19 protein-coding genes are annotated in these 26,345 nt (G+C 70.5%); 5 read left to right on the top strand and 14 right to left on the bottom strand.

Features of this window, described 5'->3' with window-relative positions; translation table 11 throughout:
* The first annotated feature begins 21 nt into the window (after nt 1-21).
* Complete coding sequence (locus tag D457_RS0107270; RefSeq protein WP_017579987.1) at nt 22-807, top strand: SDR family oxidoreductase; 786 nt, start codon at nt 22-24, stop codon at nt 805-807.
* 456 nt (nt 808-1,263) lie between these two features.
* Here the strand turns inward: D457_RS0107270 and D457_RS0107265 are convergent, their stop codons facing one another.
* The 13 genes from D457_RS0107265 to D457_RS0107205 all read right to left on the bottom strand — a co-directional run bounded on the left by D457_RS0107265 (nt 1,264) and on the right by D457_RS0107205 (nt 19,605).
* On the bottom strand, nt 1,264-2,076 hold the full coding sequence (locus D457_RS0107265; protein ID WP_017579986.1) for a DUF1295 domain-containing protein: 813 nt from the start codon (nt 2,074-2,076) through the stop codon (nt 1,264-1,266).
* The gene (locus tag D457_RS0107260) at nt 2,073-3,428 is read right to left on the bottom strand and encodes an SAM-dependent methyltransferase (protein WP_017579985.1); all 1,356 of its coding nucleotides are present in this window, start codon (nt 3,426-3,428) and stop codon (nt 2,073-2,075) included. The genes D457_RS0107265 and D457_RS0107260 overlap by 4 nt, the downstream gene beginning before the upstream one ends.
* Entirely contained in the window at nt 3,425-4,684 is a 1,260-nt protein-coding gene (locus D457_RS0107255) for an SAM-dependent methyltransferase (RefSeq protein WP_017579984.1), read from the bottom strand. Before D457_RS0107255 ends, D457_RS0107260 begins: the two co-directional genes overlap by 4 nt.
* Nucleotides 4,685-4,718: 34 nt before the next feature.
* On the bottom strand, nt 4,719-5,513 hold the full coding sequence (locus D457_RS32050) for a DUF1365 domain-containing protein (protein ID WP_017579983.1): 795 nt from the start codon (nt 5,511-5,513) through the stop codon (nt 4,719-4,721).
* On the bottom strand, nt 5,510-6,844 hold the full coding sequence (locus D457_RS0107245) for an NAD(P)/FAD-dependent oxidoreductase (RefSeq protein ID WP_017579982.1): 1,335 nt from the start codon (nt 6,842-6,844) through the stop codon (nt 5,510-5,512). Before D457_RS0107245 ends, D457_RS32050 begins: the two co-directional genes overlap by 4 nt.
* A 234-nt stretch (nt 6,845-7,078) precedes the next feature.
* The gene (locus D457_RS0107240) at nt 7,079-9,088 is read right to left on the bottom strand and encodes a PQQ-binding-like beta-propeller repeat protein (protein ID WP_152514164.1); all 2,010 of its coding nucleotides are present in this window, start codon (nt 9,086-9,088) and stop codon (nt 7,079-7,081) included.
* A gap of 65 nt (nt 9,089-9,153) precedes the next feature.
* The gene (locus tag D457_RS0107235; RefSeq protein WP_017579980.1) at nt 9,154-11,139 is read right to left on the bottom strand and encodes an MFS transporter; all 1,986 of its coding nucleotides are present in this window, start codon (nt 11,137-11,139) and stop codon (nt 9,154-9,156) included.
* 49 nt (nt 11,140-11,188) lie between these two features.
* Nucleotides 11,189-13,276: a hypothetical protein gene (locus D457_RS36120; protein ID WP_026116423.1), complete on the bottom strand. Its 2,088-nt coding sequence runs from the start codon at nt 13,274-13,276 to the stop codon at nt 11,189-11,191.
* Nucleotides 13,277-13,437: 161 nt separating this feature from the next.
* Nucleotides 13,438-13,779, bottom strand: a complete 342-nt coding sequence (locus tag D457_RS0107225; protein WP_017579979.1) for a hypothetical protein — start codon at nt 13,777-13,779, stop codon at nt 13,438-13,440.
* 160 nt (nt 13,780-13,939) lie between these two features.
* Nucleotides 13,940-15,547 carry an FAD-dependent oxidoreductase gene (locus D457_RS0107220; RefSeq protein ID WP_017579978.1) on the bottom strand — a complete coding sequence of 536 codons (1,608 nt, stop codon included), beginning with the start codon at nt 15,545-15,547 and terminating at the stop codon, nt 13,940-13,942.
* Nucleotides 15,544-16,542, bottom strand: a complete 999-nt coding sequence (locus tag D457_RS0107215; protein WP_152514163.1) for an FAD:protein FMN transferase — start codon at nt 16,540-16,542, stop codon at nt 15,544-15,546. The genes D457_RS0107220 and D457_RS0107215 overlap by 4 nt, the downstream gene beginning before the upstream one ends.
* The gene (locus D457_RS0107210) at nt 16,529-17,023 is read right to left on the bottom strand and encodes an FMN-binding protein (RefSeq protein ID WP_017579976.1); all 495 of its coding nucleotides are present in this window, start codon (nt 17,021-17,023) and stop codon (nt 16,529-16,531) included. The genes D457_RS0107215 and D457_RS0107210 overlap by 14 nt, the downstream gene beginning before the upstream one ends.
* Before the next feature lie 683 nt (nt 17,024-17,706).
* Nucleotides 17,707-19,605: a PQQ-binding-like beta-propeller repeat protein gene (locus D457_RS0107205; protein WP_017579975.1), complete on the bottom strand. Its 1,899-nt coding sequence runs from the start codon at nt 19,603-19,605 to the stop codon at nt 17,707-17,709.
* A 412-nt stretch (nt 19,606-20,017) separates the two neighbouring features.
* On the opposite strand from D457_RS0107205, the gene D457_RS0107200 reads away from it, so the two are divergent.
* Both D457_RS0107200 and D457_RS0107195 read left to right on the top strand, forming a co-directional pair.
* Nucleotides 20,018-21,490 carry a bifunctional phosphatase PAP2/diacylglycerol kinase family protein gene (locus D457_RS0107200; protein WP_026116422.1) on the top strand — a complete coding sequence of 491 codons (1,473 nt, stop codon included), beginning with the start codon at nt 20,018-20,020 and terminating at the stop codon, nt 21,488-21,490.
* A 118-nt stretch (nt 21,491-21,608) separates the two neighbouring features.
* On the top strand, nt 21,609-22,451 hold the full coding sequence (locus D457_RS0107195) for an alpha/beta fold hydrolase (protein ID WP_017579973.1): 843 nt from the start codon (nt 21,609-21,611) through the stop codon (nt 22,449-22,451).
* Nucleotides 22,452-22,604: 153 nt separating this feature from the next.
* Here the strand turns inward: D457_RS0107195 and D457_RS0107190 are convergent, their stop codons facing one another.
* Nucleotides 22,605-23,345 carry a maleylpyruvate isomerase family mycothiol-dependent enzyme gene (locus D457_RS0107190; RefSeq protein ID WP_017579972.1) on the bottom strand — a complete coding sequence of 247 codons (741 nt, stop codon included), beginning with the start codon at nt 23,343-23,345 and terminating at the stop codon, nt 22,605-22,607.
* A gap of 299 nt (nt 23,346-23,644) precedes the next feature.
* Here D457_RS0107190 and D457_RS0107185 point away from each other — a divergent pair, with 299 nt between their 5' ends.
* Both D457_RS0107185 and D457_RS0107180 read left to right on the top strand, forming a co-directional pair.
* Nucleotides 23,645-24,586: an MBL fold metallo-hydrolase gene (locus D457_RS0107185; RefSeq protein ID WP_026116421.1), complete on the top strand. Its 942-nt coding sequence runs from the start codon at nt 23,645-23,647 to the stop codon at nt 24,584-24,586.
* Nucleotides 24,587-24,867: 281 nt separating this feature from the next.
* On the top strand, nt 24,868-26,310 hold the full coding sequence (locus D457_RS0107180; RefSeq protein ID WP_017579970.1) for a WGR domain-containing protein: 1,443 nt from the start codon (nt 24,868-24,870) through the stop codon (nt 26,308-26,310).
* Nucleotides 26,311-26,345: the final 35 nt, after the last annotated feature.

Below are 26,345 nucleotides of genomic sequence, written 5' to 3'. Positions count from 1 at the left end.
CTAGGAAGCCTGAGGAGAAATATGGATCTGGGAATCGCTGGCAAGGTCGCGCTCGTGACCGCCGCCAGCTCCGGGTTGGGCCGGGCGATGGCCGTCGCGCTGGCAGCGGAAGGCGTCCGGGTCGCGGTGACCGGCCGCAACGAAGAACGTCTCGACGCGACCGTCGCGGCCTGCCGCGCCCACGGGGCCGACTCGGTCGGTATCGCCTGGGACCTGGCCGAACACGGGCGTGCGGGTGAGGTCGTCGCCCGGGTCGTCGACGAGCTGGGCCCAGTGGACATCCTGGTCAACAACACCGGCGGCCCGCCGCCCACCACCGCGCTGGGCCAGAGCCCGGAGCTGTGGCAGGACATGTACGCGTCCATGGTGCTGCCGGTGATCGGGCTGACCGACGCCGTGGTCGGCGGGATGCGCGAGCGCGGCTGGGGCCGGATCATCACCAGCACCTCGGCCGGGCCGATCGCGCCCATCCCGAACCTGGGCGTGTCCAACACACTGCGCGCCTCGCTGCACTCCTGGTCCAAGACGATCGCGAACGAGGCGGCCGCCGACGGGGTGACCGCCAACGTCATCGTCCCCGGCCGGATCGCCACCCCGCGTCTGGCCTCCCTGGACGGCGCCCGCGCCGAACGGGAGGGGTTGCCGCTGGAGCGGGTCCAGGAGCAGGGCCGCGCCTCGATCCCCGCGGGCCGTTACGGTGACCCGGAGGAGTACGGCGCGGTGGCCGCGTTCCTGGCCAGCCGCCAGGCCGCCTACGTGAACGGTTCGATCATCCGGGTCGACGGCGGCCAGATCCCCTCGGTCTGAATCCGATTCGGACCCCGAGCCCGAGCTCGCGTCCACGGGCCGGGGAGGGGCAGGACACGGCTGTCCCTCCCCGGGCCGTCCGGGAGCCCCACCCCGCTCAGTCGGAGAGCGCGATACGGTCCGAGGGCACCCGGTACTGGGTGCTCACCCGCTTGTTCTCGCCGAGCCACATGTCGATGGCGCCCGGCTGTTCGAGGTCGAACCAGCGGGGCTGCCAGTCCGAGCCCTCGGGGGTGCGCCCCCGAAGGAGCAGGGGTCATCCACGAGCCCATCGAGATGTCCGAACTGACCCTCCAGGACTGACGCCCTCGCGGTGGCCCGTGCCGATCCGGCGCGGGTCGGCGCTGGCCGGCACGGGTCGGCGCGGGACGGTGCCCGCCGGGGCGGCACCGTCCCGCGCCGACGACCGCGCGTGCCCTCATCGGTGCACTGTCTTTTTTTCAGACCGTCCGTGGTCTACGTTCCCGGAACGGCCCTCCTCGGGGGAAGCGGGAAGAACGCACTGGTCCGGGCTGCGTACTCGGACCAGCCGGGGCGGTTCGACATGTGCTCGTCCAGCAGCCGCTGGCCCGAGCCCCGGGTGAGCAGGTAGGTCATCACCAACGGCGCGGGCAGGGTGAGCAGGACCCACCAGGAACCGGCGGCGACCAGGAAGAGCCCCCACCACACGCAGGCGTCACCGAAGTAGTTCGGGTGCCGGGTCCAGGCCCACAGCCCCCGGTCCATGATCTTTCCCTTATTGGCGGGGTCGGCCTTGAACCGGGCGAGCTGGGCGTCGCCGACGGTCTCGAAGACCATGCCGACCAGCCAGACCAGCGCGCCGAGGAAGGCCACCCATCCCAGCGGCCCGGCGGTGAAGGCGGCCACCTGGACGGGGAGCGAGATCAACCAGACCAGGGAGCCCTGGAGCAGGTAGACCACGCGCAGGGCGTACAGGTTCGGGTTTCCGGGGGCGTTGGCCAGGAAGCGCTCGTAGCGGGGGTCCTCACCCTTGCCCCGGCTGCGCAGGCCGATGTGGGTGGCCAGCCGCAGCCCCCACACCGCGGTGAGCCCGCACAGCAGCCAGTTCCGGGCCGGATCGCCGAAACCGGTGGCTGTGGCGACGGTCGCGGTGGTCAGCGCGGCCGCCACGAAGCCCAGTCCCCAGGCGACGTCCACGACGCTGTGGCGCCCCAGGCGAAGACCGATGGCGAAGGTGACGAGCATGAGCGCGCCGATCACGGCTGCGGTCACCCCGAGGTTGAGCAGGAGGGCGGTACCGGCGGTCATCCGGTCACCTCCGTGAGCTCGGGCTGTTCGGCTGGCCTCGACGCCCAGCCATCGGGGTGTGGTCCCGGGCGGTGGGCGAGGATCTGGTCCACGCCCATACGGCCCTCCTCGAAGGCGAGCGCTCCCCCGGCCAGGTAGAGCCGCCACACACGGGCCGCCTGCGGACCGGTGATGGAGACCATCTCGTCGAAGCGCCGTTCCAGCACGTCCGACCAGGCGCGGGCGGTCCGCACGTAGTGTTCGCGCATCGCCTGGACGCCGCGGACCTCCAACCCCGCCTCCTCCAGCAGGCCGACGGTCTCGCCGAGCGGGCGCATGTGCATGTCCGGTGCGATGTAGCGTTCGATGAACGGGCCGCCGCCGGGGTAGGCTCCGCGCCGGGACATCTGCTGGACCAGCAGAGAGCCGCCCGGGCGGATCAGGTCGTGCAGCTGGCGGACGAACGGGGCGTAGGCGTCGCGGCCCACGTGCTCGCCCATCTCCACCGAGGCGGCGGCGTCGAAGAGGCCGGGGCCGAAGGTGTCGGGCTCGATGTCGCGGTAGTGCAGCAGCCGCACGTCCACGAGCTGCTCCAGCCCCTCCTCCGCGGCCCGCTTGCGCACGTGGTCGCGCTGGCGGGCGGACAGGGTGACCGCCGCGACGCGCGCCCCGTACCAGCGGGCTGCGTGCAGGGTGAGCGAACCCCAGCCGCAGCCCACGTCCAGCAGCCGGTCGCCCTTGCCCAGGCGGAGCTTCTCGCAGATCAGGTCGAGTTTGGCCCGCTGGGCGTCGGCCAGGCTCTGGTCGGGGTCGCCCTCGTCCCACAGGGCGCAGGAGTAGGCCATGGTCTCGTCGAGCAGTAGCTCGTAGAGGTCGTTGCCCGCGTCGTAGTGGTGGGAGATCGCGGCGGCGTCGCGCTCCTTGGAGTGAAGCCGTCCGCCCATCCGGGCTTCGGTGACCGGCGGGGGCAACGGCGGGCCGACCACGCCCAGGACCAGGGCCAGGCGGGCGGCGCGCGCCCAGTCGCGCGGCCCCGGCACCGAGGTGCCGTACTCCTCGACCGAAGCCCACACGTGGCGCAGCGCGTCGGTCAGGTCGCCCTCGACCTCGATCCCGCCGGTGACGTAGGCGCGGGACAGGCCCAGTTCACCGGGGCGGGCCAGGACGTGGCGTAGGGCGTCGCGGTCGCGGACGGTCACCCGCGGGGCGTCGTTCGGGCCGATCTCGCTGCCGTCCCAGGCGCGCAGACGTACCGGGAGGACCCCGTTGAGGAAGGCGGCGACCAGTGGGCCGAGCAGGTGGGCCACACCCCGGGGGCGGGAACCAGGGCGGGACCCGGAGCCGGGGCGGGGACGCGGGTTCGCGGTGGTCATGCGGCACGCTCCATGGTGATCTGTTCGACGTCGATGATCCCGGACCGGAAACCGGCCTCGCAGTAGGCCAGGTAGAAGGTCCACATACGGCGGAAGGTGTCGTCGAAGCCGAGCGAGCGGACCCGCTCCGCGGCCTCGGTGAAGCTGTCCCGCCACAGGCGCAGGGTTTCGGCGTAGTCGTGACCGAAGGCGAGGCGGTCGGTGATCCGCAGTCCGGTACCGGCGGCGAGCTGCTCGCGGATGGCGGTGACCGACGGGATCAACCCGCCGGGGAAGACGTACTTGTGCATCCAGGTGTAGGAACCACGGGAGGCCCGCATCAGCTGGTGTTCCATGGTGATGCTCTGCAAGGCCACTCTTCCGCCGGGGCGGACGAGTCTGTCCAGGGCGGTGAAGTAGTCGGGCCAGTAGCGTTCGCCGACCGCCTCGATCATCTCGCAGCTGACGACTGAGTCGTAGGAGCCGGTGGCGTCGCGGTAGTCGCACAGGTCGACGGTGACCCGGTCGGACAGGCCCTCGGCGGCCACGCGTTCGCGGGCGAGGTCGCGCTGCTCGGCGGACAGGGTGATGGAGGTGACCTGTGCGCCCCGGCGGGCGGCGCGCACAGCCAGTTCGCCCCAGCCGGTGCCGATCTCCAGCAGGCGGGTGCCGTCGCCGACCCGCGCGGCGTCCAGGAGGCGGTCGACCTTGCGCTCCTGGGCTCGGGCCAGGCCGTAGGCGTCCCGGGGGTCGTCATCGGTGAACAGCGCCGACGAGTAGGTCATGGTTCGGTCGAGGAAGAGCCCGAAGAGGTCGTTGGACAGGTCGTAGTGGTGGCTGATGTGGCGGCGGGCGCCGTCACGGGTGTTGCGGTCCGAGGCGGGACGGCGCGGCAGGGTCAGGTGGCGGAAGGGCTGGAGGGGCTTGGGGATGAGTTCTTCGTAGTGCTCGGCGAAGCGGGTCAGCATGGCGACCGGGTCCGGTGAGTCCCACTCCCCCGCCATGTACGACTCGCCGAACCCGATGAGGCCGTCGTGGGCCAGGCGGGCGTGGAAGGCGTCGGGGTCGCGCAACCACAGGACCGGGGCGTCGCCCTCGGCGAGCTCGGCGGGCGGCGCGTCGGGGCCGGTGTGCAGCCGGATCCCGACGGCCGGGACGGCCCGGGCGGCCAGCAGCCGGGCGACGGCAGTACGCAGTCTGCCGGAGGGGACCCGGGCCACGTCGGGCCAGCGGTGCGGGTCGACGGCGCCGGGCGCGTGCGGGTTGGTCGTGGTCATGGTCGTGTTCCTCGTGCTCTGATGCTGCTGGGGCTCAGGTGGGTGTGGCTGGTGCTGTGGGCGGGGTGTGCTTCGCACTCGCCGAAGGGCACCCCGGGGTCTGTGGGCGAGGGGGCTCGGGGCGCTCCTTGACGGGGAGGCCGCGTAGGTAGAGCCAGATGCCGTGGAACCGGATGCGGGCGGCGTTGACCAACGGCGCCAGCGGCTGGCGCAACGACAGGCGCAGCAGCTCCGGGACGGTGGCCGGGCGGCGCCGACCGCGCACGGACGCGGTGAAGGGCGGACGCCCCTCGCGGTGGAGGGCGACCGTGAGGGCGAGCCGCTCCCCCGGTTCGGGCAGGCTGAGCCGGTACTCGCCGTCGACCTCGTTGAACGGGGAGACGTACAGGGCCTTGGCCACGGCGGCGCGCCCGCGCCCGTCCGGGTGCAGCAGGTAGCGGTGGCGGTCGCCGTAGGTGTTGTGCACCTCGGCGACGACCGCGCGCGGGGATCCGTCGGGGCCGTGGCACCAGTAGACGGTGAGCGGGTTGAACACGTACCCGAACACCCGCGCGTGGGCGAGCATGAGCACCCGGCCACCGTCCAGATCGATTCCGTGTTCGCGCAGGTAGGAGTCGATGTCCGAGCGCAGGGTCGCGGCCCGGCCGTCGCCGTGGTCGGCGGGGTGGAACCCGGCCAGGGCGGACAGCGGCCACGGCAGCCGGGGCGGGGCGTCCAGGTCGATGAGCCAGTAGTGGGTGCGGTGGGCGAAGGCGTGCCGGACGGGTTCGGCCCGGGCGTGATGCACCGTCGCCTCGTACAGGGCGCGGGCCACCGGGGCGGGGGTCACCACGCCCTCCCGAGGGCGGCGGCCGCCTCGACTCCGGCGCGGCAGCCGTCCTCGTGGAAACCCCAGCCGTGGTGGGCCCCGGCGAAGGCCAGCGTGGGGCCGTCCAGGGGGCGCAGGCGCTTTTGCGCGGCGACCGATGCGGGGGTGAAGACGGGGTGGGTGTAGTCCATGGCGGCGATGACCCGGCCGGGATCCACGCTGTCGTCGGCGTTGAGCGTGACCACGTAGTCGCTGCCCTCGGGCAGCCCCTGGAGGCGGTTCATGTGGTAGCTGACCCGCACCGGCGCGCGATCCGGTGCGGTCGGGGCGTGGTCCGCGTCAGCCGGGGCTCCGCCCGGGTCGCAGGAGGACAGGCGGTGGTTCCAGGAGGCCCAGGTGTCCCGGTCTGCGGGCAGTACCGAGGTGTCGGTGTGCAGCAGGGTGCGGTTGCGGGAGTAGGTGAACGCGCCCAGCACCTCGGCCTCATCGGGTGTGGGGGCGTCGAGGAGGGCGAGGGCCTGGTCGGCGTGGGTGGCGACCACGGCGGCGTCGAACTCCAGCTCCTCGGTGTCGGTACGCAGCCGCACCCCGTTTTCGGTACGGGTCAGGCCGCGCACCGGGGTGCCCAGGCGGACCGAGTGCAGGTTCTTGACCACGCGCTCCACGTAGGCGTGCGAGCCGCCCTCCACCGTGCGCCAGCGCGGCGACCCCCAGATCCCGAGCATGCCGTGGTGCTCCAGGAAGGTGAACAGGTGGCGGGCCGGGTAGTCCAGGGCGGTTCCGGCCGGGCAGGACCAGACCGCCGAGACCAGCGGCAGCAGGAAGTGCGCGGTGAAGTACGGGGAGAACCCGTGCCGGGCCACGAAGGCCCCGAGGGTGGGGCCGACCGCGGTCGTGCCGGGGTCAACGGCCCGGGCGGTGGTGATCAGGCGGCGTGCGGCCCGGTGGAAGCGGGGGATCTCCACGAGCATGCGCAGGTAGTCGGCGCCGTGCCGGGAGCGTCCCGGCCACAGGGCCCGGAGCCCGCGCGCGCCCGCGTACTCCAGTCCGCAGCCCTCACAGCTCACCGAAAGACTCATCTCGGTGGGCCGGGTGCTCACGCCGAGTTCGTCGAAGAGCCGCAGCAGGTGGGGGTAGGTGCGGCGGTTGTGCACGATGAAGCCGCTGTCCACGCCCAGTTCCGAGCCTTCGCGGCCCGGGACCCGGTGGGTGTGCGCGTGTCCGCCGGGGCGGTCGTCGGCCTCGAACAGCGTGACGTCGTCATGGCGGTGCAGGACGTGCGCGGCGGTCAGTCCGGAGACGCCGCTGCCGATGACCGCGACCCTGCGACGTCCCGGTTGGTGTGTGTTCATGCTCCCTCTCGCGAAACCGGTGTACGGCTGACACCGGTGATTCGGAGCAGGTCGCGGGGTGGATTGGTGGTAGTTGGCGAAAAAGATTCACGGAATGCGAGGGGCGCCCGGGGTCAGAGTGACAGCGGGTCGCAGCAGGTGAATCGCGCCCGGAACACGGCGGGGTCAGAGCCGTGTTCGGAGAGGTCAGAGCCGCGTCCATACCGAGTCAAGAGCGAGGCCGACCAGATCGGGTCAGGGCTGCCAGCCGTAGACGCGTTCGCCGCGATGACTCGCGTAGGAGACCACCGCACCCGGAACCAGTACCGCCCGGGGTTCTGGCCGGTCCCCGTCCCACTGGCCCGGTTCCTCCCAGGTCTCAATCGCCCCTTGCAGGACACCCACCCCTTCCGTGGTTTCGCCGGGCCCGGGGTCGACGTCCTGGAAGGGCGCGACCATCAGGGAGAGCGCTCTCCCGTCCGCAGCCTCGCCCACGAACGGCAGGGCCACCCCGCCCACCAGGGCTATGGAACCCGTTCCGGAGGCCAGAGAGCGCTCTCCCGCCCACTCCTCAAGGGGAAGGCGAACCGTGGCGACGACCTCGCCCGAGGTCTCCACGCGTTCCAGGACCTCGTCCTTCCCGTCCTGGCTCCGGTCGGGAGCGCTCTCCTCCCAGCGGTACGCGACCGCACCAGCACTGTCTGCCCAACGGAAGGACATCCAACGCGGATCGCCCTGATCGGTGTTCAGGATGTCCGACCCGTCGACCGAGTCCAGGACCATCTGACCATGGGGCCCAACCCCGCCCACGATGACTGCCGGTGCCGCACCGGGGTTCAGGACCGGTCCACCGTCACGCAGGAGGAGTGAGCCCATGGGCCCCTCCCACTCACGGCTCCAGTTCTCCTCACCGGTGTTCAGGTCCAAGGCGACCAGGTGGCTGGTGAACCGTTCGTCGGGGCGGTTCGTCAGTGCTCTCAACTCCCCGATGTCCTCGAAGTCGGCGGGGTCCGCACAGCTGTAGCCCGCCAGAACCTGATCGCCCTGGACCAGGAGGTCGTGGCGATAGTCGTAGCGGCGGATCCCGTGGTTCCCGTAGGACCAGCAGACCAGATCTTCCTTATTTACGCTGTACTCGTCCGTGTCCATGGTGAAGTTCCACAGGGGTTCCGTGGCGCCGACCTCATAGGCCCTGACCCAGAAATCGTCCCCGAAGCCTCCGTGAACGGTGACCCCGGGGCCGGGGCGGACCACGTCGGCCTCGAAGACGGCCGGATCGCTGTCGGTCTCCTGGAGGATCTCGCCCGTGAGCGTGTTCAGGACCGTGGCCCGACCGCCGAGCAGCAGGTTGTGGCCCTGGTGGTTGCGCAGGTCCGGGACGTCTTCGGAGTGCAGAACCACATGAGCGCGGTCCGCGCCCGGTTGGACGGCGGCCGTGAGGTTGCCGAACGGACGCCGGTAGCTCCACAGCTCCTCTCCGGTCTGACCGTCCAGGCCGACCAACCCGTCCTTGAGCACGACGACCGGGCCGAGGGGTCCGCGTTCGACATCGAGAACCGCGCCTCCTTCGGGTGCCCGCCACTCCCAACCCAGCCGCGTGACCGAAGAGGGGAAGGGCGCAGGCCCGGTCGTGCCCTCAGCTAGCGAGGAGTGTTCGGTCGGAACGTACTCGGCCAGAGCACGAACGGCGGGATCGGCTATCAGCGCCAACACCACACCGGCCACGAGCGGGGCGGCAGATCGCTTCCAGGGCAGGGTTCGGGGCCAGCGACGGGAGAGCAACAGCAGGACAAGGGCGAAGAGAAGCGCGACGGAGATCGACCAGAGGGAGAGCGCTTCGGGATCGACGAGGTAGGGCTCGTCCAACGGCCCGGCGGTGAACGAGAACGACCCGACCGGCAGGTTGCCCAGGAGCACGAGCAGCAGGATCGCCAGTGACAGACCCAGGAGGATGAAGAAGGTGGGGGTGACCGGCCCGACCGGATCAGGATTCAGCTCGCTTCTGTCCCTGCGGAACACGGTGAAGGCCACGATCAGGGCCAGGAGCAGGGGCACCTTCCAGCCCCCGCTCCCGTAGTCGGGGGCAAGTAGTCCGATCCCGAAGACCTCACCCTCAAAGCGCCACAGGACCAGGAAGGTCAGCAGGACGGTACCGACCACCATTCCGCCCCCGATCCAGCCCACTACCTCCCACAGATGGGGAAACTCCTTCTTCGGCTCGGGGGTGGTACTTTCGGCGGTCGGTGTCGCAGGCGTCGGAGTCATGCTCACGGGATCTTCTCGTTCAGGGGTACGGAGGGAGATGAGGGTTCGGTGGGCGCTGGCAGGGGTCAGGGCACCAGGCCGTGGACCGGAGCGTCGGTACCCTCACCGTTGGTGGTGTGGACGACGACCGCTCCCGGAAGCGGGAGCGGGGCCATGTGGGGTTCCAGGTGGCTGTACCTGTGGTCTTGCCATGGCAGTTCCAGGCCGTCCTCGACGGGAATCCGCCGAGAGGCTCCGACCTCACTGTCCTCGTTGCTCTGGCCGAAGGGAGCGGTCAGGACGAAGCTGGCGCTCCAGTCCCCTTCTTCGCCGTATTCACCCTCTAGGCCGGGAAGGACCACTCCGCGCTCCAGTACCGTCGTGCGCGACGAGAACGCCCATTCCTGGTCCGGGTCACTCATATGCCCTGGGATCTCCGCGACGTCGACGACATCACCGGAGGCGGAGACCCGCTGAAACTCCAGAGTTCCGTCCTCCCGGTACCGGCAGATCACCATGCCCCCGGTATCGGCGGTCAGGACGTCAAAGTCGTGGAACTCCTCCTCGGTCATCCGCTCGGGGGCCATCCCGACCTCCGTACCGTCACGCGGGTCCAGCAGAAGCTCGTCGTTCTCCCAGGAGGCCGTGAACGCGACCACGGGATGTGCGCCCTCGTTCATGACCGGTCCGCCCGACCTGGTCCACACGTAGCCTGCGATGTCCTCCCACTCGTAGGACCAGTTCCGCGCCCCGGTCATCGGGTCCAGTGACACCAGAAGGCCCGAGTGCAGCGTCCAGTCCTCTCGGTCGAGGCCGCTCCGCCGCTTCGATTTCGCCAGGGACTCGGCGGAATCAGCGCACAGGAGCGGCAGGAGAACCTGGCCGCCGTGCAGGAGGCTCCCGCCCGAAGCACTCCAGAGCGACTCCTCACACACCCGCCCGATCTCGTCCTCGGCCGCGTACGTCCAGAGTTCCTCCCCGGAGACACCCTCCCTGGCTATGATCCGTTGCGACCCGTCGCTCCCGGCCTTCTCCGCGTACAGAGTCAGGTCGGGCGTCCTTGCGAGCATCTGCCCGACATCGTCCGGTTCCTCCAGATCACCGAAGGGCCGCACGGACTGCTCGACGATCTCTCCGGTGACCGTGTCCAGATCGGTCACCAGGGCGACCCTGTCCTCATCTGTACTCAGCTGGTGCAGGCGGGGATAACGCACCACCCGCACCAACCCCTCATGTGTGAAGATCGTGGATTCGGTGCTGCTGTGCGGGTGCCGGAAACTCCACCGTTCCTCTCCGGTCGGCCCCTCCAGGGCGATGACTCCGTCGCTCAGGGCCACGATCGGCCCGTGGCTGCCCGGCTCCACCGCCCTGATCTCGATGTCCTCGGGTGGCTCCCAGGTCCAGCCCACCCGGCTCACGTGGTCCGGCACCGGCGCGGGTTCGGCGACCTCTCCGGCCAGGAAGGAGTGTCTCGTGGGCTGATGCACGGCCACCGCGCTCAGCAGGAACCCGGTCAGCATCGCGAGCACCACCCCGACCGCCATCAGAGGCAGAGAACGGCGCCGCGGCCGGGTCCGGGGCCAGCGGTGGGAGGCCAGCAGCAGGACGATCCCGGGCAGGAGCGAGACGGAGATCCCCCAGTAGGCGACCTCCTCGGCAATGACTCCGTACTGCTCGTCGAACAGCCAGGAAGTGAACACGAACGAGCTACGGGGCAGGGCCATCCACAGCACGAACAACAGGGCGACCAGCATGATCCCCAGCGATTCGAAGAAGCCCGGGGTGACCGGCCCTTCCGGATCGGGGTTCGGCTGCTCCCGGTCTGTGAGGAACACGATGACGGCCAAGATCACGGCGATCATCAGGGGAACCTGCCAGACCCACCGCCCCTCGACGGGAACCAACAGCGCAAACCCGAAGTCCGTGTTCTCCCATCGCCACACGACCAGGAAGGTCAGCAGAACGGTACCGACCACCATCCCGACCCCGAGCCATCCCACCGCCTCCCACAGACGGGTGCGTTTCGTGTCCTGACCGGGTTCGGTGCTTTCGTGGGATGGCGAGGTGCTCACGGGTTCTTCTCGTTCGGGGTTCGGGAAAGGGCCGAGGGACGCCAAGTGCTCAGGGCACCAGGCCGTGGACCTCGGTGATGTCACCAGTGACGTAGGAGACCACGGCCCCCGGGGCCGCGATCAGGCGGTGTTCCTTACGGGAGGCGGAATACCTGGGTGATCCGACCTCCAGCCACTCCCCACCGAAATCACCGGCGGCCAGTGGGGCGGCGTACACCGACGTCAAGCGAGTCTCCTCGTCCATGTAGGGGATCAGCAGCGTGTCCTCGAGAGCGACCGCCTGGTTCAGGTGACTCTGATCCAGCTCGCTCTCGTCGATCGTCACCCGGGCGGTGACCTTGCCGTCGGGGTCGGTGGTGAGCACCTCGCGAGGGCTGTCACTCCCGTGGTAGTCACCGCGCATGAGGAGGACCGCTCCCCCGGTGTCCGCGCGAAGGACGCGGTCCACGGCCGGGCCGAAGCGACCGCGGCGGTCCCGTGCCTCCTCGGGGTGGCCCTGGGGTTCCCCGGTCCGGGGGTCGAGCAGGAACAGCTCGTAGTCGGACCAGAGCTCGAGTGCGGGGACCTCGCCTTCGGTAGCGAGAGCACGGCTGCCCGACTTCAGGTCGATGCGGTGCTGGGAGTGGAGGACGGGATCGTCCCGCCGCCAGACCTCCTCCCCGGTGGAGAGGTCGAGGACGGCGACGGTGGCGACCAGAGAGTCCACCGAGCCACCATGGGCGAGAATCCCGTGATAGTCGCCGCGGATCGGCTGGGGTTCGAGGGTCTCCAGGGTCTTCTCCTCGAACTCCCCCGGGTCCACACAGGCGTAGGCCGCCACGACCAGGCCGTCACCGGTGTCGGGATCGGTTGTCGGCCGCGCCCTTGGCTGGAACTCGCAGAACAGGTCCGTTTCCTGCGGGACGAAGCTCCACAGGGGGTCGGCTGGGCCGGTCAGCCCCGGTTCGCGCGACCGCACCTCGATGCCCTCGGTGCCGTCATCGCTCAGGTACTCGTGGAGTGAGACCGTCGGCGTATACGTCTGGAGACCCTCCAGGTCGGGCCGTTCGCTGATGATCTCGCCGGTCGCCGGATCCAGGAGCATGCCCGTGGCGGCGCCGTTCCCGGTGCTGCGGGTCAGGAGCGCGGCACCCTCGAAAAGGCGCGTTTCGAGCTCTGTCTCGTGGAGCTCACGGTAGGTCCACAGTTCCGAGCCGGTGGCCCCGTCCAGGGCGACGAATCCGTCATCGAGCAGCAGGATCGGCCCGCGCGGTCCCGCCGCGACCCTTGAGATGCTCGCCCCGGGCGGGGGCGCCCAGGTCCATCCTCTGGCGCTGACGCTGCCGGGGACGGAGGGCGGATCGCCCGGGTCATCCGCTGCGACCGTGTGGACCACTTCCGGGTGGGTGACCGATCCGAGCACCGTCGCGGCCACGACCACGGCCAGTGCCGCAGCGGTGAAGCAGGGCAGGGAGACAAGCGACAGGAAGGGGCGTCGGGGCGGGCGCTGGGCCGCGAGCGAGAGGAGTCCGCCCAGGAACAGCGCCACGAGGCAGGCCCACAGCAGGACCTCCGTCTCGGAGGACACCGCTCGGCCCGAGGCGGGGGTCAGGGGGTAGCGGGGGAAGAGCCACACGACGAGGAAGACCAGGATCCCGCTGCTGACGGACAGCAGCACCGTGTGCGCCCGGGGGAAGGAGCGCGTTGCTTCCTGAGCTTCCGGGGCGGCTGAGGTGGATGGGGTGTCCGGGGCGGATGAGACAGCTGGGGCATCCTGCGCGTCCGGGGCGGCTGGGGCATCCGTGGCGTCCCCCTGGTCCTGTTCGTCTTCCAGGACGGTCAGGGAGGTGTGCGGGAGGACCAGACCGGCCACCGCGACCATCGCCAGCAGGATCCAGTACGTGAGGGCTGACTCGGGAATCTCACCGACGAGTTCGGCTCCGAAGAGGCCCAGGTGCCGGGCCAGGCCGAACAGGCAGAGCACAAGGGCGCCCGCGAAAAGGCCTGCCGCGGCCCAGGCGAGTGCATCACGCCAGGGCTGCCGGGGGTGTGGGGGCTGTGGGGGCCCGGTGTCCGTCTGAACACCGCCCTGTGCCCCGCCTCCGCTCTCCAGATGCCCCGTGCGCTCGGGGTCGCCCTCACTCTCCGTGCCGTCCACCCGATCCGCTCCTCGCTTCGCCTCCGACCCAGGTTCCCGCTTCGACCGCGTGGGGACGCTTTGCGTGCCTGATTGCCGACTGTCCGTTGTGCGATCGACAACCTAGCAGCGGTGGAGCAAGCGGTCAGGAGGGACCTGCGGGCTTCGAGAGGGGCCAGGGTTCAGCGGTCAGCGGGGGCCGCGTGACCTGTGCGGACCGTGGGGTTCAGGGGCAGCCCGAGTCCGGAGCGGAGTTCGGCGCACACGTCCTGAAGGCTCTCGTCCCTGCTCACCACGTCGACCTCCCCGCCCCTGGCCCACCGGGCGAGCTGGTCGGCCCACTCGGAGCGCGGCATGGACACGACGTCCGGAGCTTCGGTCCCCTCGCTGACGGCGTTCGGGACGCCATCGGTGAGGACGGTGACCCGGCAGTCGGGGTGGAGCTCGGCGAGGTCGACGGTGAGCGGCTGCTCGGAGTGCAGGACCACGACGTGGATCTGGTCGGGGGTCTCGGTGGTGGACATGGGCGCCTTTCCGAAAGGGGGGAACGCCCTGGAACCTACTCTTCCGAGACCCCTCCGAAACGTTGTGCACAGGGCCGGAACCGGCCACCAGCACCGGTCCTGTTGGAAGGGGCGTGTCCTGTCCTGGCCACCGGGGTGGCGGGCCCGCTCATCCGTGGACTCAGTAACCGCTGAAGGCGTCGACCCTCACCCTCCGGGCCCCGAGCAGGCGCAGGGTGCGGCGGGTGGCGGTGACCATGGCCGGGGAGCCCGCCACGTAGGCGGTGCGCTCGGCGAGGTCGGGAACGTGTTCGCCGAGGGCAGTGGCCAGGTGCGGCCCGCCGTAGACGGCGTTCTCGGGGAGGCCCTCCAGAAGATTCAAGGCGGCTGAGGCGGTCCGAGTACTCGCGGAGGCCCAGGAGGCCTGTGTACCCGGGGAGGTCGAGGCTGCCGAGGTGGTTGCGGCGGCTGAGGCGGTCTGCCCGGCCCGGGGATCCGGGCAGACGATGACCACCCGGGTTCCGGCCTTGCTGAAGACCTCGGTGTGGGTGAGGTCGGCGGGATCGTTGACGCAGTGCACGAGCACGGCGTCGCGGCCGGGCTGTTCGGCGGCCATCGAGGCGAAGGGGGTGACCCCGATTCCGCCCGCCACCATCAGGACGGGGGCGGCCGGGTCCGAGGGCAGGACGAAGTCGCCGCTGATCCCGGTGGCGTGCAGCTCCTGGCCGGGTTCGAGGGCGGTGACCGCCCGTTTGAAGCTGCTCGGGTTTTCCGGCAGACGCATGGCCAGGGAGATCTCGTCGGGGTTGCCGGGCGGTGAGGCGATGCTGAACATCCTGCGGGTGCCCCGGGAGTCGGGGCGGGCGTGCGGCAGGGAGAGCTCGAGGTACTGGCCCGCCTCGAAGCGCAGCGGCCGGGAGGCGGACAGGACCAGCTCGACGGTGCCCGGAGCGGGTTCGTGTCGGCTGAGCAGGCGCAGGCGGACGCCGTGGCGCTGCCCGAACGCGAAGGCCAGCAGGTTGCCCGCGAGCAGGGCCAGCTCCGGCGAGGAGTAGACCGGGCCGAAGGTGAAGACGACCCCGTCCAGGACACCCACGGTGGCGGCCACCGCGACCCGCTGCCACCAGCGGGGCGGAGTGGTGAGCGGTTCGGTGAGCATGAACGCCGCCAGGAACAGCATCGGTGAGGAGGCCAGCACCGTCCACGCCGCCTCGACCACGGGTATGCCGGAGGCCGCGGTCGTGTACAGGTTGATGCCACCGCTGACCAGTAGGAACACTCCGACGAAGGAGAACACCCCCAGGCGGCGCACCACCAGGTAACCGGCGACCGCCACCAGCGGCAGCAGGCTCGCGGACCCCGCCCACCAGGACGGGGAGGCGATCCCGGCGACGCCGACCACCACGAGTGCGAACGCCGCCGGGTTGAGGACGTGTCTGCCGCGCCAGGTCAGCACGTACTTGGAGAGGGTGGCCAGTGAGGCGGCCACCGCGAGCGCGAGCAGCCCGGTCAGGCTGCTCTCCGGCCACAGGACGAGGAACAGGATCAATCCGGTGACCAGCGACGACTCCAGGTGCGGGCGCACGCCGAGCGCCTTGGGCACCAGCCACCCGGTGAGCAGGGCCGCGCCCATGGACACCGCGAGCGAGACGGTCACCTCGGCAAGGTCGAAGGCGAGGACGCCGAGTGCGGACTGGACCAGCGCGGCCAGGGCGATCGAGCCCAGGGCGACCGACACCAGCCGGTGCATCGTCACCTGCCCGGTGAACGGGGCCAGCAGGCGTCTCATCGGAAGATCTCCCAGGTGGGTGCGGGGTGTTCGGGGGTGTCGGACTCCGTGGCCGGGGGCCCGGGGGCGTGTTGGAGGGTTCCGTCGGTGAGCACGCGGACGTGCCCGAACCGGATGCCGGTGCGGGCCGCGAGCTCCTCGGGCTCCGTGTGGAACAGGGCGGTGGCCAGCCCGTCGGCGAGGGCAGCGGTGTCGGCGACCGCCCAGGTCGCGGTGGTCCGCTCGACCGGTTCCCCGGTGCGGGCGTCCAGGACGTGGTGCAGACCCTCGCCCCACCGGCGGCGGTTGGTGGCCGAGGCGGCGATCGCCCGGTCCCGGACCTCGACGATCCCGATCGCCTGGGCGGGATCCCAGGGGTGTTCGAGGGCGACCCTGAGCGGTGCCCCGTGGGCACGCAGGTCACCGCTGGCGTCGACCACCGCTCCGCTGACCCCGTGTTCGGCCAGCAGCGCGATGACCTCGTCCACCAGCCAGCCCTTGCCAGCGGCCCCGAAGTCCAGCACGACGTCGGCGGGTTCGGTGGCTCCCGAAGACGTGTTGTCAGGGGCCAGGGTCAGGGTGGTGTTCTCGCGCCGGAGCCGTTCCAGGGCTGGTGCGGGGAGCGGCTCCCCGTGCTGGCGCAGAGTGTGGTCGGCGTCGTCGCCGAGCCGGGCCAGGGATGCGCCGACCAGCGGGTTCACGGCGCCACCGGTGACGTGGAAGAGGGTTTCGTAGAGGTCGAGAAGCCCGACGACGCTGTCGGGAAAGGTCACCGGTCCGCCGGTCTGGGCCAACCGGGTGACCAGGGAGTCCGGGCGAAAGCGCGAGTAGGCGCGGTCGAAGTCGGCGACCAGGGCGGCCACCGCCGCGGTGAGTTCGGGGGCGGGCGGTTCAGGGGTGTCGATCCGCCACCGGGCACCGATGGCGGTCAGGTCCCAGCCGTACGGCCGGGCGGCCAACGGTCGAGCGGGTCCGGGCAGGCGGCTGGAACCGCTCCGCTGTTCAGAGCTTGGCATCGTCCCGGATCTGGTTGAGGGCCTCCATGAAGCCGTCACCGGTGAGGGAGGACCCGGAGACCTTGCCGACCTCGATCTCGTCCAGGGGCACGCCGACCACCAGTTCGGGGATCTTCTCGGCGAACTGCTCCTGGAAGCGCTTGGAGTTGCCGCTCTCAGCGGCGCCGACCACCTCGACCCCGGCGACGGCGTTGTCCTCCAGGGTGACGGTTACGGTGAGCTCGTTGGGTGCGCCGTGCGCGATGTAGGAGCCCGGTGCGGTGTACTCGCCGTCGTTGTAGTCGCCGTAGAAGACCTGTTCGGGCTCCTCGGAGGGGTCAGGCGAGGGGAAGCGCGTGGGTTCGGGGCCGGGTTCGGCGGCTTCGGCGGGGGCGTCGGCGTTCTGGAGGTGGGCGACGCCCAGGACCAGGCCGACCCCGGCGGCGGCGAGCCCGGCCCGGACGAGGCCGTCACGGGCCTGCCTGCCAGGGGTGTTCCGCACGGGAGTCCTTTCGGGGAGGAAGGGGGCGGGGCGCTGGCGGTGGGACAGGGCCGGTACTGGAGAGAAAGTGGGGTTCGGTTACGGAAAACCCACCCACCACAAGCAAAACAAGGATAGGCTAACCTAAATACACCCCAGTGGGCACCCCGGGCCCCTGAACGGTTCGAGCGGTACCCGCGCAACCAGCGCGGCGGACACGACTCAAGCCGCAGACACGGAATATGCGACAGGTGAACCACAGCAGGGCCACCCGGGCGACGGCACGCGGGGGCGACGACTCTTCCCCAGCCGTCGCCCCTGAGCCGTCCCTCTCCCCGGTCACGGAGCCCAGCCCGTGGAGAGCCCAGCACGCGGAGCCCGGAGCCTGCCAAAGCTCCTAGTCCTGAGACCTGCCAGACCCGAGTATCGCCGTTTCCTGGGCGCCGAGCCCCGTGCTCGCCCCCGGGGGCCGCGGGCAGGGCCCTGGCCAGGGACGGTCACACACCCTCCGAACCCCGGGCATCCTCTCGGCCGGGAGGCAGGGCCTCAGCCGACACGACAGAGCTGAGCACGCAGGGAGGGCGCCGGACCACGCCCCTATCGGAATGCCCCGAGGAGACGCGGACATGCGAAAGCCACACCGCTTCAGAGAACGTGTCGCCTCTTCCGAAGCCCGGTTCCCTCAGCTCCCAGGCAGGTTCCGGTCAGGGCACCAAGCCGTACAAGGTCTCTCCTTCATCGAACCGAACCACGACCGCGCCGGGGGTCGGCAGCATCTCCACGGAGTCGACCCAGCCGTCCGGCACCGGCCCGATGGAGACCTCCCAGGGCTCGGTGTCCTCCTCGATCGGGGTGACCAGCAGGAAGGGATCCGCCGAGGCTTCTTCCCGTTGGAGAGTGAGCAGGCTGCCCCTCAGCGCTTGGCTCGTGTACTTGCTGTAGGACGGCACCTCGGCCTCCAGTACCCCGCCACCGTCCGCCTCAGCCGTTTCCCGGAACATCAGCGGTTCATCTCCGGTCACGGACCGGGGCTGTACGTGCACCACCACCGAGGTGTCGGAGGCCATGTGGTCCCTGTGGGCCGCCGGTTCGGCGACGTCCTCTCCCGTGGCCGGGTCGATCACGTAGTCGGGATCCCCTTGTCCCAGGAGAACCCTGAGGGAATTTCGTGCCCCTTCAGTCATCGGCGCTCCGCCCAGGGCCATGTGCGCGGGGTACGCGTACCGGTCAAGGACGTCAACGGTCCAGGTGCGTTCCCATACCGGATCGCCGCTCAGAGAGTCCAGCGCGATGACGGAGGTATCGACCTGCACCCCGGCCAGTTCCTCCTCGTGCTCCTCACGCAACCAGAAATCCCACAGGACTTCGTCCTCCACTTCCTCCGCCACACAGACCTGGGTGAGGAGAACGTGGCCAAGATGGGGAAACACGTCCTCGTGTCGGCAGGCCTGCCCGGTCTCCCCCTCGGGTTTGTACTCCCAGAGGAGCTCACCGGACCCGACCCCGTATACGAAGAAGGCAGGCTGCCCTTCGTCTGGGCGGCCCTTGACTTTCCGGATCTGAACGGTGGACCCGTGGACGACATCCCCAGCAGGCATGCTGAAGTCACTGATGATCTCGCCGGTGACGGTGTCCAGCAGCACCACCCTCCTCTCGGAATCGAACCAGGTGTAGTGCCGGTACTCCACGAACGCCCGCTCACCACCGTCGATGACGCCCGCTCTGTCCCAGAGCCCGTGAGAGTGCCGGTAGGTCCACAGCTCCTCGCCGGTCGCACCGTCCAGCGAGGTCATTCCGTCCTCGAACACGATCACCGGGCCACGGGCACCCGCCACGACCCGCCGGTAACCGTCATCCTCTGGCGCCTCCCAGGTCCACGCGGTTTCGGTGACCGTTCCTGGGACCAGGGCGGGCTCGCCCGGTTCGGCGATCGTGTGGATCACCTCCTGGTGGTTGGTCGTCAGCGCCGCCGGGACCCACAGGAAGAGCACCAACACCATGGCCGCGACGAAGGGAACGCGGAACGAGCGGTTGTCCCGGCGCCGGGCCGGACGCTGAACCGCTGCCAGGGCCCAGGCGCCGAGGGCCATGGCCGCGTAGCCCAGCAGCATGGCGACGCCGAAGGCCGAGGGCGTGTGGTCCCGTGGTTCCTCCGCCGTCCAGGCGAACAGTTCGGTGGGGAAGAAGATGACCAGGGGCACGGTCATGACCAGTGCGATGAAGACCGCCCAGAGGACCGGCCACCAGCCGACGGGTTTCCCGGTGGAATCGTGCTCTTCGAGGATCCTGGCCTCTACCGAGGCCTTGGTGGTCTGTTCCTGCTCGAGAACCTCGGCGTCCCTAAACTCTTCGGGGGTCACCGAAGCCCCGGGTTCCTCCAGGTAACTGACGAACCCCACGAGGAGGATGATCACGGCAGGGAGCAGGAGCCAGGGCAGGCCGGTCACCAGCTCTTCCGGCACCCGGAGCGGCCGGAAGGCTTCGTAGAAGTCCAGCAGAAGCACGGCCAGAACGAGGAGCGCGCCTCCCAGCACCATCCCGCGCCCCGCCGACCGGATGCGCCTGAAGTCGTACCACGCACCGCCTTCGGACTCTCTGTTCACTTGTGTCCCGCCTTCTGATGAAATCCCACTCTTCGCGTGCCCGCGAAGATAACAGTGCGTCCCGAGTGCCTGGCGCAGAGGTACTGGGACCGGGCGGAGCGGTCAGGTGGATCCGCCCCTCCGGCAGGAGGTGGTTGCCCTGGACCGTGGGCCAGGGGAAGGTGCTCAGGGGGACCGAATCACCGTCGGGGTCACCGTCGGGGTCGCCGAGGCGGAGCTCCTGGTAGGCGGTTCCGGTCTCCGGGTCGAACCGGGTATCGGCCTCGCTCTGGTTGGTGAACTCCAGGACCAGACGGGTGTGCTGCTCGAAGGCGACCGCGTCGACCACCTCCAGCCGGGCTCGGACCGCGTCCTCGCCCGGGCCGAAGCGAGCCTTATGGACAACTCACCCGGTTACCACCAGGCTGGCCCCATGCGACTGCTCCAGCGGCTCCAACGGATCGACAAGCGCGTCTACGACCGGGTGACCCGGGTGGGCACACCCGTCCTGGACGGGTACACGCCCAAGTTCGTGCAGAGCACAGACAACATGGCGCCGTGGGTCCTGGTCTCGGCCACGCTCGCGGTCACCGGCGGGCCCCGCCTGCGCCGCACCGCGCTGCGGGCGATCGCCGCCGCGGGGATCGCCAACATCGCCGCCACCGGGATCAAGTACCTGGCACGGCGCCCCCGACCGGACAGTTCGGCGGTGCCCGAGGCCCGCTTCCCCTACCGTTCCTACCTCAGCTCCTCCTTCCCCTCCGGGCACACCGCCGCCGCGACCGGCTACGCGGGCGGGGTCGCGGCCGACGCCCCGCTACCGCTCTCCGTCCTGGTGTCCGCGATGGCGGGCGCGGTGGGCTTCTCCCGAGTGCACAGCGGCGTCCACTACCCGGGCGACGTACTCGGCGGACTGGCCGTAGGCGCCGGGGCGGCCCTGCTGGCCCGCGCGCTCATCCCGCCCCGGCCCGAACTCGTCTTTGGTGCGAACACCATCCCCGCCGGGGAGGCAGCCGTGGACCCCGAGGGCGCCGGGGTGACCGTGGTGGTCAACCCGCGCGGCGGTGACACCGGGGTGCCCACCCTGACCACCGCCGACACCACCACCCGGGTGGCCCGCCAGCTGCCCCGGGCACGGATCGTGCCGCTGTCCGCCGACGACGACCTGCCCGAGGTGATGGACAAGGCGGCGCGCGACTGCGAGGTCCTCGCGGTGGCGGGCGGTGACGGAACCGTCAACGCCGGGGCCACGGCGGCGCTGGCACACGACCGGCCGCTGCTGGTACTGCCGGACGGCACCCTGAACAACTTCGCCCGCACCCTGGGGCTGACCTCGGTGGAGATCGCGCTACGCGCCTTCGCCGACCGCCGGCTGGCCCGGGTGGACGTGGGCGAGGTGGACGGGAACATCTTCCTGAACACGGCGTCGTTCGGCTCGTACCCGCGCATGGTGGAGCGACGCGACCGGTGGACCGGCCGGATCGGCAAGTGGCCCGCGTTCGCGCTGGCGCTCTGGCGGGACCTGCGCGAGGTCAAGCCCACCCCGGCGCTGGTGGACGGCCGCCCGGCCAAGGTGTGGTGGGCGTTCGTGGGCAACTGCCGGTACCGGACACACGCGCGGGTTCCGGGACTGCGAGAAGCCCTGGACGACGGACAGCTGGACGTGCGAGTGCTGTGCGCGAGGTCGCCGTTCCCCCGGCTGCGGGCCCTGGCGGACGTGCTGTTCGGCCGAGCGGTGTCCGGTGGCGGCTACACCGAACGGCTGACCGAGTCTCTGGCACTGGCCATCCCGGAGGAGCCGCGGCTGCTCGCGGTGGACGGCGAGGTCATGGAAGGGTCGCCGACGATGGCCTTCCGCAAGCGCCCGGCCGCGCTGAAGGTGTTCGTCCCTCTCGACAAGGGCTGAGACCGCTCTGCCCGGTAGGACCAGAGTGGCTACGGGACCTGATGGGACTGGTGAGGCGGCCGGACCAACGTGGACAAACCACTTGCCCCACCGAACCCGGTGGGGCAAGGATCTCGCCATGCCGACTTTCACCGCCCCGGACGGGACCGAACTCGCTTACCGCATCGAAGGCCGGGGCGAACCCCTGCTCTGTCTGCCCGGCGGCCCCATGCGCGCCTCCGTCTACCTGGGTGACCTCGGCGGGCTGTCGAGCCGACGCCGATTGTTCCTGCTCGACCTGCGCGGTACCGGTGACTCCGCCGAACCCGCGGACCCGGCCAGCTACCGCTGCGACCGGCAGGTCGGCGATATCGAGGCCCTGCGCGTACACCTGGGTCTGGACCGAGTGGACCTACTCGCCCACTCCGCCTCCGGTGACCTGGGGCTGCTGTACGCGCTCGCGCACCCGGACCGCGTCCGAACCCTCACCCTGGTGACCGCCCGCGCCCGCCCCCTCGGGGTGGAGTTCACCCGCGAGCACCGCGACGAGCGGGCCGCCCTGCGGGTGGAGGAGCCCTGGTACGAGGAGGCGTTCCAGGCGTACCAGAACCTGATGGCCGGGTCGGACTCGGACGCGGACTGGGACGCGATGATGCCGTTCTTCTACGGACGCTGGGACGAGGCCGCCCGCGAGCACGCGGCCGGTGACGTGGCCCAGACCAACCGGGAAGCGGCCGGGCTGTTCTCGCCCTGGGACGCCTTCGATCCGGACGGGGCCCGCGCGATCGCCAAGTCGTGGGATGTCCGTGTACTGGTGGTGGCGGGCGAGCTGGACAGCGCTCCGATTCCCAGGGTGGGTGCTCAGATCGCGGAGTTGTTCGCCGACGGCGAGTTGGCGGTGCAGCCGGGCGGCGGCCACTTCCCCTGGCTGGACGACCCGGATTTCTTCGTGCGGACGGTCGCGGACTTCCTCGACCGCTGACCGCCGGGGTTCGCGGGACCTCATGACCGGCGCGTGCCTCTCCCCAGCGCTCCTGCCCCAGGTGCTCCCGTCTCCTGGTGCTTCCCTCACCGCGGGCATTCTGTCTTGTCGAAACCTGACCAGCCTGTCGCACCCTCCCCCGGGTCGGGCCGGTTACTCGGTTTCGGCGGCTCTGAGGAAGCGCGCGAAGGCCTCCTCGTCACCCGTGATACTGAGGCCTTCGGTGCCGATCCGCCGCCACAGAGCGAGCAGCAGGTCGGATGCGGTCCCCTCGACCGCGGTACTGGCCCGTGTCTCGCTGCGGCTGACCCGCCAGTGCTGACCGGTGTGGTCCACCGACCAGACGTGTCCGGTGTCGGTCGCGCTCAACAGCACCGTCCCGACCGGTCCGACCGACTCCCGGGGCAGGCCCAGCATCTCGGCCAGGCCCAGGAAGAAGGAGAGGAACTCGTCCACCCCGTCGGCGGCCACGTCGGCGGGTAAGGGCGCACGGCTGCCGATCGCGTTGAGCACGTCCCAGGCGTGCACGGCGGTCTCGTGGGCCATCCGTCTCTGGATGAACGCGCCGTCCTTCTGCGGAGCCCAGGTCCAGCGGGGCTCCTCGGGATCGAGCTCGGTGAGTACGGTGAGCGTTTCGGCCAGGCCTTCCCGGTACCAGGGCAGGAGGTCCTCGTCCTTGGGCCGCTCCGGCTGCACGTAGCCGTCGTCGGGGTCCTTGATCTCTCCGGTGGCGATCGATCTCCAGAAGTGATGGGTCTCGCCGACATGCCAGACGAGGTCGGCGACGTTCCACTCGGGACAGGTGGGTACGTGTGCGTGGGGTCTGTCCTCGGCCGCGTCGGCGAGGAGAGTCCCGCTCTCGCGGAGAACCGTGAGGTATCGGGGGGTGTCCATGTCCGGGACGTTAGCACCCCGCAGTGATCGAAGTCCGGTTTTCCACAGGCCGGTCCTGGTCAGGGGCACCAATACCTGGACGGTGTCCGGGCCGAGCCGCGCAGAAGGTGAAGGTGGCGCCGTGGGCCCGGGTGGTGGCGGTCGTCGGGCCCCTGATACCTCCCGAAGCCGCTGGGGACGGGTGCATGCTTTCTCTGCTGGACCAGTGAAATCGAGTGGAGCGCCCTTTCCCGCCAGGGCCTCGGGCTAGGCTACTGCCGCATCGGGCACAGGCGATCACAGTGAGCGAGGAAACCGCGATGGGAAAGGCCGCACCGACCGGGCCACGGGCCGGGGCGTTGAGCGAGATCGTCGACGGGGTGTACGCGTGGGTGCAGCCCGACGGCACCTGGTGGGTCAACAACGCGGGTGCCGTGGCCGGTGAGGACGGGGTGCTGGTGGTGGACACCTGCGCGACCGAGACCCGCACCCGCCGCTTCCTGGACGCGCTCGGCACCGCCACGGCAGGCGCACCGATCCGCTGGGCGGTCAACACCCACCAGCACGGCGACCACACCTACGGCAACAGCGTGCTCCCCGACACCGCCGTGCTGATCGGCCAGACCGCCATGCGCGAGGCGCTCAGCGCGGACCCCCTGTTCGAGAACCCGCCTCCGGTCTGGGAGCCCGTCCCCGACTGGGGCGCGGTCACCCGCAGGCTCCCGTCCCTCACCCTGGACCGCGAACTCACCCTCCACCTGGGCGGGCGCCGGGTGGACCTGCACCACCCGGGGTACACCGCGCACACCCCCGGTGACGTGGTGGCCTGGCTGCCCGGGGAGCGGGTCCTGTTCACCGGTGACCTGCTCTTCCACGGGCTGACTCCGCTGGTGCTCATGGGCTCGCTCGACGGGGCGCTGCGCTCCCTGGAGTGGGTGCGCTCCTTCGCCCCGGACCACGTGGTGCCCGGCCACGGCCCGGTCCTGACCGGCAGCGAACTGGACGGAGTCCTGGCCGCCCACGAGCGCTACTACCGGTTCGTGCTGCAGACCGCCGGAGAAGCCGTCCGCGCGGGCCGCACCCCTCTGGAGTGCGCGCGCAGCACCGGCCTCGGGGAGTTCGCGGGCTGGGCGGACGCCGAACGGATCGTCATGAACCTCCACCGCGCCATGGCGGACCTGGCCGGGGAACCCCTGGACCTGGTCCGTTCCCTGACGGACACGGTCGAGTGGAACGGCGGCCCGATGCCCACCACACTGTGAAGGTCGGCACGGTGAACGGCGTGAGAACAGGAACCTGACTTCGGTACACGGTTCCGGCCTTGGCACCGGGGCGGAGCGCAGAGCCGGCTTCGGGGTGCGGCCCTGAACCGCGAAGTGCGCTTCTGAACTGCGTAGACGCTGGATTGTCGGTACCGGTCCGTAGATTGGAAACCAGTCGACACGGCCTCCGCCCCCGGAGGCACGCACCCCCTCTCCTCCTCTGCCTGGTGCCCGCCGTTCCTTCGGTGTGCCCGGGAACCGATCGCCGAAGGGTACGGTCCATGACCTCCACCAGCAGCACCCGCACCTACCTGGAACTTTCGGAAGAAGGCGGCGGCGCGCACAAGTTCTACGAGGTCATCGTGGACGGCACCGACGTCACCATCCGCTACGGGCGGATCGGTGAGCCCGGCCAGTCCCGCACCGCGGGCCACGCCACGGTCGCCAAGGCCGAGGCCACGGCGGCGAAGAAGATCGCCGAGAAGCGCCGCAAAGGGTACGAGCCGGCGGTGGCCGGGGTCCGCAAGCGGCGCGCCGTGACCCGGCGGAGCATCGTCAGCCAGCGGTCGACCGCGCGTCAGGCCCCGGTGCTGTGGCGGTTCCGCTCGGGTAGTCCCGCCTTCGGCATCTTCGTCGACGACGAGCGCTGCTGGGTCGGCAACGAGCGGGGAGACGTGTACACCCTGTCCCACCAGGGCGAGGTCACCGCCCGCTACGGCCTGCCGGACGGCGTCAAGTGCATCGTGGCCGACGACTTCTGGATCTACGCGGGCTGTGACGACGGCAAGGTCTACGACCTGGGCGCGAAGATCCCGCACGTGGCGTACGAGATCGCCGAGGACGTGGACATCTACTGGCTCGACATCCACGACGGCGTGCTGGGAGTCTCCGACGTCGCGGGCCGGATCACCGTGATTGACCACGAGGACGAGTTCCAGTGGGCACGGCGCAGCACGGGCAACTCCGCGTGGATGGTCCGCCACGACGAGGCCGGTGTCTACCACGGCCACTCCCGGGGCGTGACCATGTACGACGCGCGCACCGGAGACGAGCGCTGGTCAGTGCCGACCAGCGGCGCGGTGCTGTTCGGCTGGCAGGAGGGCGGGGAGGTCTTCGCCGCCACCGCCCGCAACTCCGTGGACCGCATCGGCAAGAACGGGGAACACCGGTCGACCTACCGCTGCGACGGCGCTGTCTTCTCCTGCGCGGCCTCCCCGGACGGCCGCTACGTCTTCGCGGGTGACAATCACTCCTCGGTCTACTGCTTCGCCCGGGACGGCCGCCGCCTGTGGAAGCTGGCGACGGGGTGCGGCTCGGCCTACTCGATGCAGTTCCACCAGGACCGGCTCTACATCGTCACCACCGACGGCTCCCTGGCCTGCATCGACGCGTCTGAGTCCGCCATCATGGCCGCCGAACAGGGCAGCGTCCCGGAGCCGGTCTGCGTCAAGGCTCCGGCCTGGGACGCGGTCACCCCCGCCACCGAACTGGAAACCGTTCGCGCGGCCGAGATCTCCGACGCCGACGGGATCGTCGTGGAGTGCGTGAACGAGGGCGGCCGACTGCGCGTGCGCGTGGTCTCCGACGGCTACGACCCCTCGCTGAGGGTGCAGTTCCCCAAAGACATCCGGCACCCGGGCGCCCGCTACGTCGTGGGTGAGGTCCTCACCTCCACCAGCGGCGGTTTCTACCGCGTTCGAGGCGACATCCGCCGCCTGCGCTGACCCCGAGACACAACCGGGGCCCGTGCGGGCACGGG

Origin of the sequence: Nocardiopsis valliformis DSM 45023 (assembly GCF_000340985.1) — a bacterium.
Lineage (GTDB): Bacteria > Actinomycetota > Actinomycetes > Streptosporangiales > Streptosporangiaceae > Nocardiopsis > Nocardiopsis exhalans.
This window is presented reverse-complemented; position numbering and strand designations above follow the sequence as displayed.

Excerpts from the sequence above, each read along its gene's own strand:
- D457_RS0107270 (WP_017579987.1), top strand. The coding sequence starts at position 22 with ATGGATCTGGGAATCGCTGGCAAGGTCGCGCTCGTGACCGCCGCCAGC.
- D457_RS0107265 (WP_017579986.1), bottom strand. The coding sequence starts at position 2,076 with ATGACCGCCGGTACCGCCCTCCTGCTCAACCTCGGGGTGACCGCAGCC.
- D457_RS0107260 (WP_017579985.1), bottom strand. The coding sequence starts at position 3,428 with ATGACCACCGCGAACCCGCGTCCCCGCCCCGGCTCCGGGTCCCGCCCT.
- D457_RS0107255 (WP_017579984.1), bottom strand. The coding sequence starts at position 4,684 with ATGACCACGACCAACCCGCACGCGCCCGGCGCCGTCGACCCGCACCGC.
- D457_RS0107245 (WP_017579982.1), bottom strand. The coding sequence starts at position 6,844 with ATGAACACACACCAACCGGGACGTCGCAGGGTCGCGGTCATCGGCAGC.
- D457_RS0107240 (WP_152514164.1), bottom strand. The coding sequence starts at position 9,088 with ATGACTCCGACGCCTGCGACACCGACCGCCGAAAGTACCACCCCCGAG.
- D457_RS0107225 (WP_017579979.1), bottom strand. The coding sequence starts at position 13,779 with ATGTCCACCACCGAGACCCCCGACCAGATCCACGTCGTGGTCCTGCAC.
- D457_RS0107220 (WP_017579978.1), bottom strand. The coding sequence starts at position 15,547 with ATGAGACGCCTGCTGGCCCCGTTCACCGGGCAGGTGACGATGCACCGG.
- D457_RS0107215 (WP_152514163.1), bottom strand. The coding sequence starts at position 16,542 with ATGCCAAGCTCTGAACAGCGGAGCGGTTCCAGCCGCCTGCCCGGACCC.
- D457_RS0107200 (WP_026116422.1), top strand. The coding sequence starts at position 20,018 with ATGCGACTGCTCCAGCGGCTCCAACGGATCGACAAGCGCGTCTACGAC.
- D457_RS0107195 (WP_017579973.1), top strand. The coding sequence starts at position 21,609 with ATGCCGACTTTCACCGCCCCGGACGGGACCGAACTCGCTTACCGCATC.
- D457_RS0107190 (WP_017579972.1), bottom strand. The coding sequence starts at position 23,345 with ATGGACACCCCCCGATACCTCACGGTTCTCCGCGAGAGCGGGACTCTC.
- D457_RS0107185 (WP_026116421.1), top strand. The coding sequence starts at position 23,645 with ATGGGAAAGGCCGCACCGACCGGGCCACGGGCCGGGGCGTTGAGCGAG.
- D457_RS0107180 (WP_017579970.1), top strand. The coding sequence starts at position 24,868 with ATGACCTCCACCAGCAGCACCCGCACCTACCTGGAACTTTCGGAAGAA.